Source organism: Actinoplanes philippinensis (genome assembly GCF_900113015.1).
Classification (GTDB): Bacteria; Actinomycetota; Actinomycetes; order Mycobacteriales; family Micromonosporaceae; genus Actinoplanes; species Actinoplanes philippinensis.
Map to the genome: position 1 here is coordinate 774,439 of NZ_FONV01000002.1, position 14,965 is coordinate 789,403.

At 70.5% G+C, this 14,965-nt stretch carries 12 protein-coding genes and 2 tRNA genes; 2 read left to right on the top strand and 12 right to left on the bottom strand.

What is annotated here, in order from left to right:
• Nucleotides 1-48 precede the first annotated feature (48 nt).
• From BM290_RS06945 to BM290_RS06955, 4 genes are all read right to left on the bottom strand, one after another.
• Nucleotides 49-122: transfer RNA gene (locus BM290_RS06945), tRNA-Ile, on the bottom strand.
• A gap of 50 nt (nucleotides 123-172) precedes the next feature.
• Nucleotides 173-343 (bottom strand): hypothetical protein, encoded by a 171-nt coding sequence (locus tag BM290_RS48160; RefSeq protein ID WP_177319608.1) that lies wholly within the window; start codon nucleotides 341-343, stop codon nucleotides 173-175.
• Between the two features lie 21 nt (nucleotides 344-364).
• Nucleotides 365-1,630 (bottom strand): NAD(P)/FAD-dependent oxidoreductase, encoded by a 1,266-nt coding sequence (locus BM290_RS06950; RefSeq protein ID WP_093611274.1) that lies wholly within the window; start codon nucleotides 1,628-1,630, stop codon nucleotides 365-367.
• A 644-nt stretch (nucleotides 1,631-2,274) separates the two neighbouring features.
• Nucleotides 2,275-2,350, bottom strand: a tRNA-Asn gene (locus tag BM290_RS06955).
• A 204-nt stretch (nucleotides 2,351-2,554) separates the two neighbouring features.
• On the opposite strand from BM290_RS06955, the gene BM290_RS06960 reads away from it, so the two are divergent.
• Nucleotides 2,555-2,896, top strand: coding sequence for a hypothetical protein (locus BM290_RS06960; protein ID WP_093611121.1), 342 nt, complete (start codon nucleotides 2,555-2,557; stop codon nucleotides 2,894-2,896).
• A gap of 53 nt (nucleotides 2,897-2,949) precedes the next feature.
• On the opposite strand, the gene BM290_RS47140 is transcribed toward BM290_RS06960, so the two are convergent.
• From BM290_RS47140 to BM290_RS07010, 8 genes are all read right to left on the bottom strand, one after another.
• The gene (locus BM290_RS47140; protein ID WP_143133641.1) at nucleotides 2,950-4,065 is read right to left on the bottom strand and encodes a hypothetical protein; all 1,116 of its coding nucleotides are present in this window, start codon (nucleotides 4,063-4,065) and stop codon (nucleotides 2,950-2,952) included.
• Between the two features lie 1,353 nt (nucleotides 4,066-5,418).
• Nucleotides 5,419-6,540 (bottom strand): YihY/virulence factor BrkB family protein, encoded by a 1,122-nt coding sequence (locus BM290_RS06980; protein ID WP_093611123.1) that lies wholly within the window; start codon nucleotides 6,538-6,540, stop codon nucleotides 5,419-5,421.
• Between the two features lie 513 nt (nucleotides 6,541-7,053).
• A complete protein-coding gene (locus tag BM290_RS06985; RefSeq protein WP_093611125.1) occupies nucleotides 7,054-7,866 on the bottom strand; it encodes an ABC transporter permease in 813 nt (270 codons plus the stop codon).
• A gap of 41 nt (nucleotides 7,867-7,907) precedes the next feature.
• Nucleotides 7,908-8,666, bottom strand: a complete 759-nt coding sequence (locus BM290_RS06990; RefSeq protein WP_093611127.1) for an ABC transporter permease — start codon at nucleotides 8,664-8,666, stop codon at nucleotides 7,908-7,910.
• On the bottom strand, nucleotides 8,666-9,589 hold the full coding sequence (locus BM290_RS06995) for an ABC transporter ATP-binding protein (protein ID WP_093611129.1): 924 nt from the start codon (nucleotides 9,587-9,589) through the stop codon (nucleotides 8,666-8,668). The genes BM290_RS06990 and BM290_RS06995 overlap by 1 nt, the downstream gene beginning before the upstream one ends.
• A 33-nt stretch (nucleotides 9,590-9,622) precedes the next feature.
• Nucleotides 9,623-10,153 (bottom strand): hypothetical protein, encoded by a 531-nt coding sequence (locus BM290_RS07000; RefSeq protein ID WP_093611131.1) that lies wholly within the window; start codon nucleotides 10,151-10,153, stop codon nucleotides 9,623-9,625.
• Nucleotides 10,150-12,015: a DNA primase gene (gene dnaG / locus BM290_RS07005; RefSeq protein WP_093611133.1), complete on the bottom strand. Its 1,866-nt coding sequence runs from the start codon at nucleotides 12,013-12,015 to the stop codon at nucleotides 10,150-10,152. The genes BM290_RS07000 and dnaG overlap by 4 nt, the downstream gene beginning before the upstream one ends.
• Nucleotides 12,016-12,033: 18 nt before the next feature.
• Nucleotides 12,034-13,263, bottom strand: coding sequence for a deoxyguanosinetriphosphate triphosphohydrolase (locus BM290_RS07010; protein ID WP_093611135.1), 1,230 nt, complete (start codon nucleotides 13,261-13,263; stop codon nucleotides 12,034-12,036).
• Nucleotides 13,264-13,308: 45 nt separating this feature from the next.
• On the opposite strand from BM290_RS07010, the gene BM290_RS07015 reads away from it, so the two are divergent.
• Complete coding sequence (locus tag BM290_RS07015; protein ID WP_093611137.1) at nucleotides 13,309-14,874, top strand: methyl-accepting chemotaxis protein; 1,566 nt, start codon at nucleotides 13,309-13,311, stop codon at nucleotides 14,872-14,874.
• Nucleotides 14,875-14,965 lie beyond the last annotated feature (91 nt).

Genomic DNA, 14,965 nt, shown 5'->3' on the forward strand with positions numbered 1-14,965 from the left:
GCCGACGACAGCGAACCACCGGGCTGTGGTTCGCATGCAAGATCAACGTGGGGCGGACGGGACTCGAACCCGTGACCGATCGATTATGAGTCGACTGCTCTAACCCACTGAGCTACCGCCCCGTACCGGCGGCGATCCTATCCCGTGCCCCGCCCCCGAGCCTAGCGATCTATCACCGCACCAGGGATTTCGGCTGAAGAACGATCTGTCGCCGAGGATCTTCGACCATGTCCGGTGGCTGGAGATCCTCCACCCGGGGCGTCTCCTCGTCACAGCAACTGGGACATTCGGGACCGTCCTGGGTGGTGAATTCAGCGTAGTTCTCCGGGTTGATGTCGCTCATTGAAACCCCCTGAAACGGGCATTAAACCCCGACCCGGGCGCCGAGTGACGCCAGGACTGCTCCTGCGGTACGCCAGCCGCCGGCCATCGCACCCTGAATGGACGGGCTGTCCCGGTGGTCGCCGGCGACGAAGAGACGGTCGCCCAGGTGGATCGGCTTGCGGAGCCGGGTCTGGGGCGGGCGGGCGGCGGGCAGGGCCTGCGGCACGGTGACCACACTGAGCAGGTCCCAGTCGTCGGCCGGCACCCCGTACATCCTCGACAATTCGACCCGGATGACGGTCTCGGAGGCGCCGGAGGGCGCCGAGATGCCGACGACGGTGGCCGCGATGAGGCTTTTGCCGCCGGGGGCGTATTCGGGTGCGGCGTTGCTCATCACGACGCTGTTGGCGATGATCTCGCGCCGGTCGCCGTCGAGCAGAAGGATCGGCTCGTCGATGGGGGCGTGGTCGGCGCCGAAGTAGAACGTGGTGAGGCTGTGCACGTCGGGCCGGGGCAGCCGGTCGGGCAGCAGGGCGGCCGCGCCGGCCGGGTCGGTGGCGACGATGACGGCCCGGCAACGGACCTCGCCACCCTCCGTGACGACCATGCCGGGCCCGACGGCGAGGGCCCGCGCCCCGATCAGGAGCTGCGGGAACGGCAGCGGGCCGGCGATCGCGGCGGGCAGCGCGGCCATGCCGGCGGCGGGCACCCCGATCCGGCCGCGGGTGAACGAGCGCAGCACCATGGCGGCGACGTGGCTGGACGTGTCGAGGGAGCGGTCGGCGAAGACGCCGGAGAAGAACGGCCGCAGCGCCTCCTCGATGATCCGGTGGGAGAGGCCGGCGGCACGCAGCATCTCCTGGGTGGTGACCTCCGGCATGTCGAGGAGGCGGTGGACCGGCAGGGTGGCGCACCGGGTGGCGAGGGCCGCGAACTTGAGCCGGTCGGTGAGAGTGCCGATGCCGGAGATCAGGGTCTGCGGTGTGGCGAGCGGCTCACGCAGCGGATTCTCCAGGCGGTGCAGCTCGCCGCAGCGGCGCACCAGCACGCCGGAGGTGAAGTAGCGCATGTCGAGCGCATCGATGTCGACGAGTGCGGGCAGCCGTGGGTAGGCGGTGTTGAGCGTCTGGAATCCGCGGTCCATCCGCCAGCCGTCGATCACATCGGTGGCGACCCGCCCGCCGAGCCGGTCGGAGCCTTCCACCAGCAGCCATTCGACGCCGGCCCGGTCCAGCCGGCGGGCAGCGGACAGCCCGGCGAGCCCGCCGCCGATGATGACGACGTCCACCTCTACCGGCTGCGACATGTCCACCTCACTGGCTGCAATCAACGCGATGCCCAGCGTACCCGGGCAACTGCCGCGGAGGAGGCGAAAGCGACAGGCGGCCGGAGGCCGGAGGATCAAACCCCCGCGGGGGTACGGCTACCCGAACCCGATCCAGAAGGATCACCGTCCCGCGCTCAGCGACCCACATGCCGAGGCCCTCACTTCCGGAGCCGGCGGGGGCTGATGGGAAGGTCAGGCGAGGCAGAGGCGCCCGAGACCGTTCGTCACGTTCAGTCCGTGGCGCCGGCCCCACCCCGTGATCACGACCCACCCGCCGCTTCGGGTGTTGCGCACCGACACGTCGCTGCCCGGTGCACGATCATGTCGGTCCAGTGGTCGCCGTAGTACCGCCGGCCCCTGCCGCCCGCGACCTGTATGCCGTGGAACCGACCCCAACCCGAGACGACGAGGCCGCCGCCCGCCTCGGCGTCTCCCGCCGCATCGCCCGCCGCATCATGGCCGGCCCATGGAACACCGGAACGCCCGGCAGCCGCTTCGAAGCCGCCCAGCGCGGCCAGCCCAGCGGTGTGGTGAGCTGGAACCTGTCGAGCTTTGGAACGCGAAAGGCCGCGCAATCCGCACGGCCTCAGAAACACAAAAACCAGGCCACAAGGCCTGGTTGATGGCTCCCCGAATAGGACTCGAACCTATAACCTGCCGGTTAACAGCCGGCTGCTCTGCCAATTGAGCTATCGGGGATAGTTCACTGCTCGCCGCCCGGTTTCCCTGGCGACGGAGAACAGACTACATGACCACCCCGACGCCCCGCGAACGGGATACCCCTCGCTCGCCCGGCGGGCCGACAGCCAGGGGGAAACCGGGATACGGGGAGTATCGCCCCGGCAGGATGGGTATGCACCCCCGCAGACGCACGCGCGTCGAACTACGGAAGGAGCCGCCACCATGCGCGGAAAGCTGATGTTCCTCACCGGCCTCGCGGCGGGCTTCGTCATGGGAAGCCGTGCCGGCCGGGAGAAGTACGAAGAGATCCGGGCCAGCGCGCAGAAGCTCTGGGAGCACCCCACGGTGCAGGAGGCCGCCGGCGTCGCCCAGGCGCAGGCCAACAAGCTCTACACCGAGGGCAAGGACAAGCTGCAGTCGTCGAAGCTCGGTGAGAAGCTCAACACGACCGGGACCACCAGCCGGAGCACGGACACCACGGACGAGCTGCTCGCTCCGAGTGACTCCCTCACCGCCGCCCCGAAGGGCAGCACCACCAGCAGCAGCACCAGCACCACCTACTGACGCCGGTCAACCACGGCGCCGCTCCCCGGCGGGAGCGGCGCCGAGGCGTGCCATCAGGGCGCGGCGCAGGGTTGCTGCTCCGGCACGAGACCGAGAGAGGTCATTTCTTCGAGGACGTACGCCAGAGCGACGCCCCGCTGCTCGTCGGTGCCGGTGATGTCGACGTCCACATACTCGGTGCGCGCGGTGTCGGCGGCGAGCAGGTGCCGGAGCACGGGCTGCCAGGCGGCCGACGGATCGCTGATCCGCGCCGTGATGACGGAGAGGCCCGCGTCGGTGATCCGGTCGATGCCGGCTTCCGGGCCGGGCCAGTCGCGCAGCACCGTCGTCAGGTCGAGGCAGATGCCGAGCCGGTCCTTGTCGATCCGGCTGAGCGCGGCGACGGTCTGCTCGGGACTGTCGAGCACTTTGCCGGGGCCGGGCTGAAAACCGGCGCGGACCGCACGCCCCACCCGCCAGGCCAGATCGGCGAGCCCGCCGGAGAGACGGGACAGGTGCCGTGCGCCCGCTTTCCGCCGCCCGTCATCCCACTCGTCGGAACGACCCAGTCCACACGTGGCTATCGCGCCGCGAACCTCCTCGAACGGCAGCAGGTCGACGAGGATCCGGGCCAGCTCCAGAGTGCGCCGGACACGGACCGGGTCGCTCCAGTCCGCCGAGCCACTCCCGTCCGCCGAGCCACTCCGGTCGGCAGGGCTACTCCCGCCGGCCAGGCTGCTCTCGCCGACCATGCCACTCCCGCCGGCCGAGCCACTCCCGCCGGCCGAGCTGCTCCCGCCAGCCAGGCTGCTCCCGCCGGCCGAGCTGCTCCCGCCAGCCAGGCTGCTCCCGCCGGCCGAGCCACTCCCGCCAGCCAGGCTGCGCGCGCCGGCCGGGTCGGCGGCGCCGCCCTCGTGACCGGGCGTCCCGCTCAACGAGACGACCTCGAGCCCGCGGGCGTCGAGTTCGGCACGCAGCCGGGTACGGGCACGCCCGTCGTCGGCGAGGGCGGCAGCCAGCCGGAACGGCAACCTGAGCGCCACGGTGAGGGCGCCGGTGCCGAAGTGCCCGCGTAATGCCGCGTTGGCGGCGTCCAGCCGATCGATCGCGGTGGAGACGTCCGCCGCGTGGTCTAGGCTGAGGCCGCAGCTGAGGTGCACGATCCGGCCGGAGGGATGTCGAAGCCGCATCAAATTCCTCCCCGGACGAGGTCACCCGTGCAGGTGCACGTGCATTCGCACGCGCTTACGGCTCCAGTATGGACCATGTCGGAGTCCGTTCCTGATCGGCTGATCTGGCCCCGCCGGGTTGTCATCAGCGCCTCCATCCGTGGATTGCCTGCCCTCGGGTACGAGCCTGAGCCGCACACCGGATCACCGGCGCACCCCCCGTGCGACCCGGCAACCAGCACGAACATGATCCAGAGCGGCCACTTTCATTGAAACACGCCAATCCCTTCGCCGGGGGTGACCAGCGAGTAGCCGTCACCGAACGGTCACGAACTGGCATAGTCGGACAGCCTGCTTGTTCAAACTCCGCACAAACGGACATGCAATGTTCGGCTGCGCGTGCGTCCGCCGCGTGCCGTCGCCCCACCGTGCGAATGCACGTGAACACGCCCCGCGCATCAGCACCCCTCCCCACTACCCTCGTTGTCCTCTCACCCCCCTCGGGGGCTGCTGGCCCCTCACGCTCGGCGGGCCGGCTTTTAACGACGGCGTTCCCCGCTCCCCGCTCTCCCCGGTTCTCCCGTTCCCACAGGCCCGCTCCCCGCTACCGCAAGACGACGACGCGTCGAGGCAGCGAAATAGCGGAGCGGCAACGCTGCGGGACGACAAGACGGCGGACGGCGAGGCAACGGCGTGGTGGGACGACCAGGCGGCGGGCGGCGCAGCAGCAAAGCGGCACAGCAACGACACAGCGAGACAGCGAAGCGACCAGACAGCGAAGGGACCCGGAAGCAACGGCGACGAGACAGCGGAGCCACCAGCCAACGAGGCAACCGAGCGACCCGGAAGCAGGCGACAAGGCAGAGGGTCGCCAGCCAACGAAGCACAGCGGTAACGCTGCGGGCCGACAAAGCGGCAGACGGCGACGCAACGGCGTGATGAGACGACCAGGCGGCGGGCGGCACGGCAGCAAAGCGGCACAGCAACGACACAGCGAGGCAGCGAAGCGACCGGACAGCGGAGGAACCCGGAAGCACGAGCGACGAGACAGCGGAGCCCACAGCCAACGAAGCCCAGCGGCAACCCCGCGCAACGGCCAGGCAGCGGGCGATGCGGCGGCGCAACGGCGTAAACCGCGAGGAAATCCGACAGCCCACGGGCGGCGCGCAGGCCGGGAAGAGCGGAGCGACACACCGTCTCGGAAAACAGCACGCCGACCAAGAAAGCAGCGTGACCGCCAGGAATGGGCAGCGCTCAGGTCGGGACAGGGCGATGCGCCGCGACGGGAACGGGCAGTTCGCGGCGCAACAGAGAGCGCGCCGAACGGAAAACGGCGCGCCGGCCTGGAGAGGCGGGCGCGCCGTTTTCCGGCAGTCAGTTCTGGCTCAGGCCGTGCTCGCTGCCCTTCTTGATCTTGCGGGTGTCTCGCAGTTCCAGGAAGGGCTCGTCGTCGGCGGGGTGGCCGGCGGCGATGGCTCGGCCTCGTTCGAGTTCGGCGTCGAGTTCGGCGCCGAGCAGGATCGCCATGTTGGAGATCCACAGCCAGACCAGGAAGGCGATGACGCCGGCCAGCGTGCCGTACGTCTTGTCGTAGCTCGCGAAGTTGGCCAGGTAGAACGCGAACGCTCCGGACGCGACCACCCATAGCACGACTGCGAAGATGCCGCCGGGGGTGATCCAGCGGAAGCCGCCAGTCTTGGCGTTCGGCGACGCCCAGTAGAGCAGGGCGAACATCAGGCTGACGAGGACGACGAGGACGGGCCACTTGGCGATGTTCCATGTGGTGACGGCGACGCCGCCGAAACCGAGACGTTCGCCGACGACCCGGGACAGCTCGCCGGTGAAGATCACGATGGCGGCGGAGGCGATCAGCATGAGGCCGATGACGGCGGTGACGCCCACCCGGATCGGCAGGGTCTTCCAGATCGGACGGCCCTCCGGCACGTCGTAGACGGCGTTGGACGCGCGCATGAACGCGGCCACGTAGCCGGACGCCGACCAGAACGCGACGACCAGACCGATGATCGCGGCGAAGCCGGCCGCACCGGAGTCACCCACCTGGGTGAGCACCGTGTCGACGAGGCTGCGGAGCTGGGCGTTGGGGGTGAGGTCGTTGACCGCGTCGGTGACCGTCTTCTGCCCGTCGTTGCCGAGCATGCCCAGCAGCGACACGAGCACGACGGCGGCGGGGAAGATCGACAGCACGCCGTAGTACGTGAGCGCCGCCGCCCAGTCGGAGACGTTGTCCTCGGAGAACTGTTTGAAGGTGCGTTTGACGGCGGCGACGATGCCTTTGCCCTTCAGCTGGGCGGGGCTGTCCGGCCCCTCGTCCGGGCCGGGGGCGGCCAGGTCGATGTCGCGGTCCTCACCGGTTCGCGCGGTGGCCGCCGCGGCCACGTCGTAGTCGGTCCCACCTCTGCGGCGGGCCTCGTCCGCGGCGCGATCGGTGCCGACGGCCCCTGACGGCTGCTCGTCAGCCTTGTGTCGAAGTTTCATATCGGGGTTCCCTCCGGGCAGAAGCGAAAGGCCGAAACCAAAGGACCGGACCAAAGGCCCAGCCCACAGGCTGAAGCCAAAGGCCCGAACCAGAGGCCGAAGCCAAAGGCCGAACCGACAAACCGAGCCGGCAAACCGCAAACGGCCGGGCCGCAACGGCGAGCCGAACCAGCCAACCGCAACGACCAAAGCCACAACGGCAAGCCGAACCAGCCAACCGCAACGACCAAAGCCACAGCCGCGAGCCGAAGCGGCGAACCGCGACGACAGCGACACGAGCCGCTGACCGAAACAGCACACCGCGACGGCGAACCGCCGTAACGGGCCGCCGTGACGGACCGAACGGCCGGCCGCGCCGACGCACCGCGGTGACGGACGGCGCGGCCCGGCACACCCGGCACGGATCGCGCCGGCCGCCCGCTGTGCGCGCTGGCGACCTGCGGTTTTGTTGCCCGCAGGAACGGCTTCCCTAACCCGTTTCCACCCGCGATGTCCCGTCCGGGTCAGGGTGGCTCATCGGCACAGCAGCCGCTCCATCCGGCGACCGGCCACGAACAGGCCCCCGACGAGCATCGCGAGCAGGTAGAGGACGTCGAGCAACTGCACGAATCCGAGGGAACCCAGGCTGATGCCGCGGATCAGGTCGACCGAGCGGTACAGCGGGGTGACCTCGACGATCCAGCGCAACACGTCGGGGTAGGCGGTGGCCGGGATGAACGTGCCGGAGAACAGGAACAGCACGAACATGCCCGCGCTGATCATGTCGAAATCCTGCCAGCCGCGGATCAGGGTGGAGACGGTCATGCCGAGCGCCCCGAAGGCGAACCCGACCAGCACACTCGCCGGGAACGCGGCCAGCGCCCGCAGCGGCGTCGTCAGATCCATCGCCACCATGATCACCAGGAAGGCCGCCGAGTAGAGGCTGCCCCGCAGCATCGCCCACGACAGCTCACCGAGGGCGATCTCGATCGGCCGGACCGGGGTGGCGAGCATCCCCTCGTACAGCCGCATGAATTTCATCTTGCCGAAGAAGTTGAAGGTGGTCTCGGTGAGCGCGCCGCTCATCGCCGACGACGCGAGCATCGCCGGCGCCACGAACTCGGCGTAGCCGACCAGCCGGCCGCCGGGCAACGGGATCTCGCCGACCAGCGCGCCCACGCCGACACCGATCGAGAAGAGATAGAACACCGGCTCCAGCAGGCCACCGAGCAGGACGAGCCAATACGCCGTACGGAGAGCGGCGACGTTGCGACCGGCCACGGCGGCCGAGCGCCGGGCCATCCCGTCGAGAGCCGGCAGCAGCCGGGGCAGCATCAGGGACAACACGTCAGATCACCAGCCGCTGGGGGAGCATCAGGGACAACACGTCAGATCACCAGCCGTCGCCGATAGCGCCAGGAGGCCAGGAACCAGCCGGCCACGGCCCAGGCCAGCAGGTAGAGCACCTGCCACACCGCGCCGGGGCCGGGATCGAGCCCGAGGGTGGCGGCCCGGCTCAGGTCGACACCGTGGGAGAGCGGCAGCGCCAGCGCCACCCAGCGCAGACCGGTGGGCAGCGACTCGATCGGGAAGAAGACGCCGGAGAACAGCGACATCGGCAGCACCGCGAAACGGAACAGGACCGCCAGATACATATCGGTGGTCACCGAGGCCGTGTAGGCCGCCACGAGGGGCGCGAGCGCCGCCCCGAGCAGCAGCGCGATCGGCAGCACCAGCAGCGACCAGCCGGACCGCAGCGCGCCGAAACAGAACGCCACCATCAGGAAGGCCGCCGCGCTGGCCAGCACCCGGAACAGCATGAACGCCACGTGGCCGCCGAGGATGTCGGCCGGGCGCAGCGGCGCCGCCGCCTGCGCGAAGTAGCTTTTCACCCAGGTGAAGCAGCTCATCACCGGCCAGGTGGACTCGGCGACCGCCACCTGCGCCGCGGTGCTGGCGATCAGGCCCGGCACCATCCACTGCAGGTAGGGGACGCCCTCGACGCCGCCGGTGACGAAGCTGCCCACACCGAGGCCGAAACCGAGCATGGTGAGCAGCGGCAGCACCAGCGACGAGAACGCGCTCGACCGCCAGGTGCGCCGATAGTTGACCAGGTGATACTCCAGGACGTAGACCGACGGCGTCATCAGTCCACCAGGGTCCGGCCGGTGAGGCGGAGAAACACGTCCTCCAGGCTGCTGCGGCGCACCAGTGAGCTGGACGGGCTCAGCGACCGCCGGTGCACCTCGGTCAGCGCCCCGTCGCCGTCGCCCACGTAGAGCAGCACCCGGTCGGGCAGCACCTCGACGCGCTCGCCGATGCCCTCCAGCTTGCCCGCATAGGTCCCCTGGTCGTCGGTCGGGAACCGCAGCTCGACCACCTCACGGGTGGAGTGCGCCTCGATCAGCTCGCGGGGTGAGCCCTCGGCGACGATCCGGCCGCCGTCCATCACCACGAGCCGGTCGCAGAGCTGCTCCGCCTCGTCCATGTAGTGGGTGGTCAGCACCAGCGTCACGCCCTGCTGCTTGAGCCGGAACAGCCGCTCCCACACCAGATGCCGCGCCTGCGGGTCGAGCCCGGTGGTCGGCTCGTCGAGCAGCACCAGGTCGGGCTGGTTGATCATCGCCCGGGCGATGGTGAGCCGTCGTTTCATGCCGCCGGACAGCGGATCGACCTTGCTGCCGGCCCGCTCCCCCAGCTGCACGAAGTCGAGCAGCTCGGCGGCGCGCTCCCGGGCCGCCCGTCGCGGGATGCCGAAGAACCGCGCATACGTCACCAGATTTTCCAGGACGGTCAGCTCGGGATCGAGGTTGTCGAGCTGGGGGCACACGCCCAGCCGGGCGCGGATGGCCGGGCCGTCGCGCCGCGGATCCATGCCGAGGATCCGCAGCTCCCCGCCGGACGGTGGGGAGACACAGCCGATCATGCGCATGGTCGAGCTCTTGCCCGCGCCGTTGGGCCCGAGGAAGCCGAACGCCTCCCCGGCCCGCACGTCGACATCGATGCCGTCGACAGCGGTGAAGTCACCGAACCGCTTGACGAGCCCGCGCGCGTGGATGAGGGAGTTCACGCCCCGACCCTACGGAAGGGGTACGACAGTTTTTCAGTCGACGGCTTCGGTGGCCGACCGCGCCGCCCCGACCAGCTCGTCGGTCGCCGCGAGCACCTCGTCGGCGTCCACCGGGGTGCCGGAGTCGTAGCGGACCGCCCAGCTCAACCCGTTGCGCCCGGGGACCCGCCGGCCCACCACCCGGACCGCGCCCGCCGGCAGCGAGTGGTGCGAGGTGTACGCCACCGAGCGGGTCACCCGCGCCCGCACCTGGTCGGGCAGCTCCCCCGGCTCCAGCAGCAGGAACGACACGACCGGCCCGTCCACCAGCACGGTGTAGCCGTCGCGCTCGACGGCCGTCTCGGCCGGGGTGATCCGCAGCTCCCGCCCGGACCAGGCCGCCTTGTGGATCTCGTGCCAGCCGAGCCGATCGACCGCCGACGGCAGCCAGAGCCCGTGGTTGGTGGCGACCACCACGTCCTCCGGCGACTCGGCGACCTGGCACCAGGCCACCACGCGCTCCTCCGCCGCGAGCGGGGGCCGGGACGCGGCCGGAAGAGAGGGACGCCGTCGGAAGAGCTTCACAGTTCACCTGCCGCCTGCTCGCGCAGGGCCCGTGCCTGCTGTTCGAGTGAGAAGAGCTCCCCGGCCAGTGCCAGGTACTGGTCCTTGTTGGCCACCGGGTTCAGGCGCTGCACCTTGGACTTGAGGTCACGGATGCGGGTGGCCAGCGCGCCGCCCTGCAACCGGGCCAGGGTGACCTGCACGTAACGCGGGTCGACCGGCCCGTCGACATAGAGCGGCTCCACCGCCAGCTCGCCGACCAGCATCTGGCCGCCCATGTCGGCGCACGCGTCGCGGACCTTCTCGATCCACACCACGCCGCCGGTCGCCGAGGACACCCCGCCCGCCTGGGCGACCGCCTCGCGCACCGACTGGAGGACCTGATCGCCGTAGTTCTCCGGGCCGACCGCGTCGAACATCGGGCCGGCCAGCACCGGCTCCTGCAGCGCCAGTTTCAGCGCCTCCCGCTCGACCAGCCGCTGCGGCGAGTCGGCGGCCGCCGGGGACCGGGGCGCGCGCTGCTGCTCGGCGGCCTCCCCGCGCAGAGCGTTGTTCACCGCCCGCTGGACGGGGTCGAGGTCCATGCCGAGGTCGCCGGCGAGCTTCCGCGCGTACTCCGGACGTTTCTCCCGGTCCTTGATCTTGGCGACCAGGGGCGCGGCGCGGCGCATCGCCTCGACCCGGCCCTCCACCGTGTCCAGATCGAAGCGCGAGATGGTCTGCCGCAGAGCGAAGTCGACAAGCGGCTCCCGGCCCGCGATCATGTCGCGGACCGCCAGGTCGCCGCGGGCCAGCCGCAGCTCGCAGGGGTCCATGTTGTCCGGCGAGACGGCGATGAAGGTACGCCCGACGAAGCGCTGATCCTCCTCGAAGGCCCGCAGCGCCGCTTTCTGCCCGGCCGCGTCCCCGTCGAAGGTGTAGATGATCTCGCCGGTGAAGCTGTCGCTGTCCATCAGCAGCCGCCGCAGCACCTGGATGTGGTCGACGCCGAACGCCGTGCCACAGGTCGCCACCGCGGTCGGCTCGCCCGCCTCGTGACAGGCCATCACGTCGGTGTAGCCCTCGACGATCACCGCCCGCCCGCGCTTGGCGATCTCCCGTTTCGCGTGGTCGATGCCGTAGAGCACATGCGACTTCTTGTAGATCGGCGTCTCCGGCGTGTTCAGGTATTTCGGGCCGTCGTCGTCGTCGAACAGCTTCCGCGCGCCGAACCCGATCACGTCGCCGCTCAGGTCCCGGATCGGCCAGAGCAGGCGGCGCCGGAACCTGTCGATCAGCGAGCCGGAGCGGGCCGGTTTGGACAGCCCGGCCGCGGTCAGCTCCTCCGCGGTGAAGCCCTTGAGCCGCAGGTGCTTGCTCAACGCGTCCCAGCTGTCGGGAGCGAAACCGCACCCGTATCTCTCCGCGGCGTCACGCCCGAACCCGCGCTCGGCGAGGAACTCGCGGGCCTTGCGCGCGCCGGGCGAGCCGAGCTGGTCCCGGTAGAAGTCGACGGCGGCCGCGTGCGCCGCGATCAGCCGCTGTTTCTGCCCGGTCTGCGGCCGCGGGGTGGCCGGCCCGCCGGTCTCGGTGTCGTAGCGCAGCTGAAGCCCGGCCTTGCCGGCCAGCCGCTCGACCGACTCGATGAACGACAGGTGCTCCGCGTCCATCAGGAACTTGATCGCGTCGCCGCCCTGGCCGCAGCCGTGGCAGAAATAGACATTTCGGGCAGGAGAGACGTTGAACGACGGGGTCTTCTCGTCGTGGAAGGGGCACAGCCCCTTCAGGTTGCCGCCACCCGCCGACCGTAGCGTCACCGTCTCGCTGATCACGTCGACGATCGAGGTCCGGTCGCGGACCAGTGCGATGTCCTCGTCCTTGACCCGTTCCGCCACGGCATACATCCTGCCTCGCCCGGCCCGTCAGCCGCCAGCAGGGTCCCGTCGTGTCCCGACGATCGAGGAATGCCAGGCCACCGCGGCGTGGTCGGTCAGCGACGCCACCTGGTCGATCACCACCCGCAGGGCGGCCGCGTCGTCCGGGGCGGCCGCGTGCAGGGGCCGGAAGAGCGGATCCAACCTCTCCGGGGTACGCGTCAGCGCGTGCACCAGCTCGGTCAGCAGGGTGCGCTGCTGCGCATACCACTCCTCGGCCGCCCGGAAGCGCATCACATAGCGCAGCGCCATGCCTTTGAGCAGCGCGCACTGGTTGCGGACGGTCCGCGGGACGATCAGGTCGGCGGCGTACCGGCGCAGCGGCTCGGTGCCGTAGCGGCTCTGGGTGGCGCCGACCGCGGAGGCCACGAACCGGCCGGTGAGCACGCTGGTCATGCGCTTGAGGGCGATCAGCGAGTCGTACCCGCCGTCGTACCCGGCGACCCCGGTCACGGCCGGGTCGGACAGCAGCAGGTCGAGGGCGGCGCTCAGGTCGTCGAGGCTCTCGTCGGAGTAGGTGGCGGCCACGTCGGCGCAGAGCGCGGCCCGCTCGGCCGGGTCGTCGATCAGCGCCCGCAGCGTGATGTAGCCGCCGTGCACCCCGTCCTCGACGTCGTGCACCGAGTACGCGACGTCGTCGGCCCAGTCCATCACCTGTGCCTCGAGGCAGCGGCGCTCGTCGTCGTGGCCGTCGCGGAGCCACTCGAAGACCGGCCGGTCGTCGTCGTAGACGCCGAACTTGCGGTGGCCGGGCTTGCGGAACCACGGGTACTTGGAGCAGGCGTCGAGGGTGGCGCGGGTCAGGTTGAGGCCGGCGCCGGGGACCTTGGCCTCCAGCCGGGTGATCACCCGCAGCGTCTGGGCGTTGCCCTCGAAGCCGCCGCACGGCTGGGCGGCCAGGTCGAGGGCGGCCTCGCCGTTGTGGCCGAACGGCGGGTGGCCGAGGTCGTGGGCGAGCCCGGCGACGTCGACGATGTCGGGATCGCAGCCGAGGCGGGCGCCCATCTCCCGGGAGATCTGGGCGACCTCGAGCGAGTGGGTGAGCCGGGTCCGCAGGAAGTCGTCGGACCCCGCGGTGTGCACCTGGGTCTTGGCGGCCAGGCGACGGAACCCGGCGGAGTGCAACACCCGTGCCCGGTCTCGCTGGTACGGGGTACGTCCGTACCCGCTGTCCTTGGCGGGCTCGGCTGCCCATCTCTGGGCGTCGGCGGCCGTCATGATCCCCAGACTAAGCCGGATGTCCAGGTTGCCGATGGGTCAACCGTGGGGATCTCCATTGTCGGCCGTCTCGTGGCGCAGGGCGCCACCGGTCTCGTCGCCGTCGCGCTGGTGACCGGGTTCGCCGTGCGCAACGCCGACGACCAGAGCGCCGCCAACGAGGAGATCGCCCGGGTCAGCTCGGCGATGAGCAGCCAGTGGAACGCCGACATGATGCACGACGCGCTGCGGGCCGACGTGATGTCGGCGATGTTCGCGACCACCGCGCAGCAGCGGGAGCAGTACGAGGTCGAGGCGGTGTCCGAGCACGCGCAGACGATGCTGGACAAGTTCGACGAGGCGGCCGGCCTGGTTCCGGCGTCGTTGCGCGGCGACTACGAGACGACCCGCCCGGAGATCATCAAGTACGGCGATCTGGCGAAGGCCGCGGTGCAGACCGCGGCGACCGACCGGGCCGCGGCGCAGCGGTCGCTGACCGATTTCCTCGCCCAGTTCTCGGCGCTGGAGGAGCGCCTGGGCGCACTCGACGAGGCGGTGCTGGCGGAGGTCAACGGGGCCAGCGCGCACGGGCGGGAGACCGGGGACACCAGTTCCACCTTCATCCAGTGGGCGGCGGCCATCGCGATCCTGCTGACGCTGGCCGTGTGCGCGATGACCGTGCGGGCGGTGCGGCAGCCGTTACAGAGGATGCGCGAGACGTTGCGGACGCTGGCCGGAAGGGATCTGACGGTACGGGCGCCGATCGTCCACCGCGACGAGTTCGGCGAGATGGCGCAGGCCCTCAACGAGGCGATGACGGAGATCCAGGGCACGGTGGCGGCGACCGCGGAGCGGGTGACCCGCCTCAGCGAGGCCAGCGTGGAGTTGCAGAAGCTGGCCGGAGAGCTGGACGGGTCGGCGGAGCGGACGTCGGCGGAGGCCCGCAACGCCGACAGCTCGGCGGTGCACGTGTCCGGCTCGGTGGGCGACATGATGGCCGCCACCGAGGAACTGTCCGCGTCGATCCGGGAGATCGCCCGGCAGACGGCGACCGCCGCGTCGACCACGCACGAGGCGACCACCAGCGCGAACCGGACAGCGGAGGCGGTCGGCCGGCTGAACGACGCCAGCCAGGAGGTCGGCGACATCGTCCGGATGATCACGAACATCGCCGAGCAGACCAACCTGCTGGCGCTGAACGCGAGCATCGAGGCGGCCCGGGCCGGACAGGCCGGCAAGGGATTCGCGGTGGTGGCGACCGAGGTCAAGGATCTGGCCGGGGAGACCGCGCGGGCGACCGGCGAGATCACCGCGAAGATCAGCGCGATCCAGGAGATGACGACGAGCACGGCGGACGCGATCGAGGCGATCACCGCGGTCATCGCCCGCATCGACGACGGTCAGCGGACCATCGCCGCCGCCGTCGAGCAGCAGTCGGCCACCACCGACCTGCTGGCCCGTAACGTCGGCGCGGTGCAGGCGGCGGCCTCGGACATCAGCGGCACGGTCTCGCACATCACGTCGTCGAGCGCGTTCACCGCGGAGGGCGCGAACACCACCCGCAACTCGGCGGGCCTGGTCAGCACGGCCGCCGACGAGATCCGGGGCCTGATCGGGCAGTTCAGGTACTAGACGAGTAAGTCCTAACTCAGGTCAGTGGTCGTAGGCGATCAAGGACCTGGTCAAGGGCTGGCCGGTGGCGCGGTTGTGCCAGATCGCGGCG

Excerpts from the sequence above, each read along its gene's own strand:
- BM290_RS48160 (WP_177319608.1), bottom strand. The coding sequence starts at position 343 with ATGAGCGACATCAACCCGGAGAACTACGCTGAATTCACCACCCAGGAC.
- BM290_RS06950 (WP_093611274.1), bottom strand. The coding sequence starts at position 1,630 with ATGTCGCAGCCGGTAGAGGTGGACGTCGTCATCATCGGCGGCGGGCTC.
- BM290_RS06960 (WP_093611121.1), top strand. The coding sequence starts at position 2,555 with ATGCGCGGAAAGCTGATGTTCCTCACCGGCCTCGCGGCGGGCTTCGTC.
- BM290_RS47140 (WP_143133641.1), bottom strand. The coding sequence starts at position 4,065 with ATGCGGCTTCGACATCCCTCCGGCCGGATCGTGCACCTCAGCTGCGGC.
- BM290_RS06980 (WP_093611123.1), bottom strand. The coding sequence starts at position 6,540 with ATGAAACTTCGACACAAGGCTGACGAGCAGCCGTCAGGGGCCGTCGGC.
- BM290_RS06990 (WP_093611127.1), bottom strand. The coding sequence starts at position 8,666 with ATGACGCCGTCGGTCTACGTCCTGGAGTATCACCTGGTCAACTATCGG.
- dnaG (WP_093611133.1), bottom strand. The coding sequence starts at position 12,015 with ATGTATGCCGTGGCGGAACGGGTCAAGGACGAGGACATCGCACTGGTC.
- BM290_RS07010 (WP_093611135.1), bottom strand. The coding sequence starts at position 13,263 with ATGACGGCCGCCGACGCCCAGAGATGGGCAGCCGAGCCCGCCAAGGAC.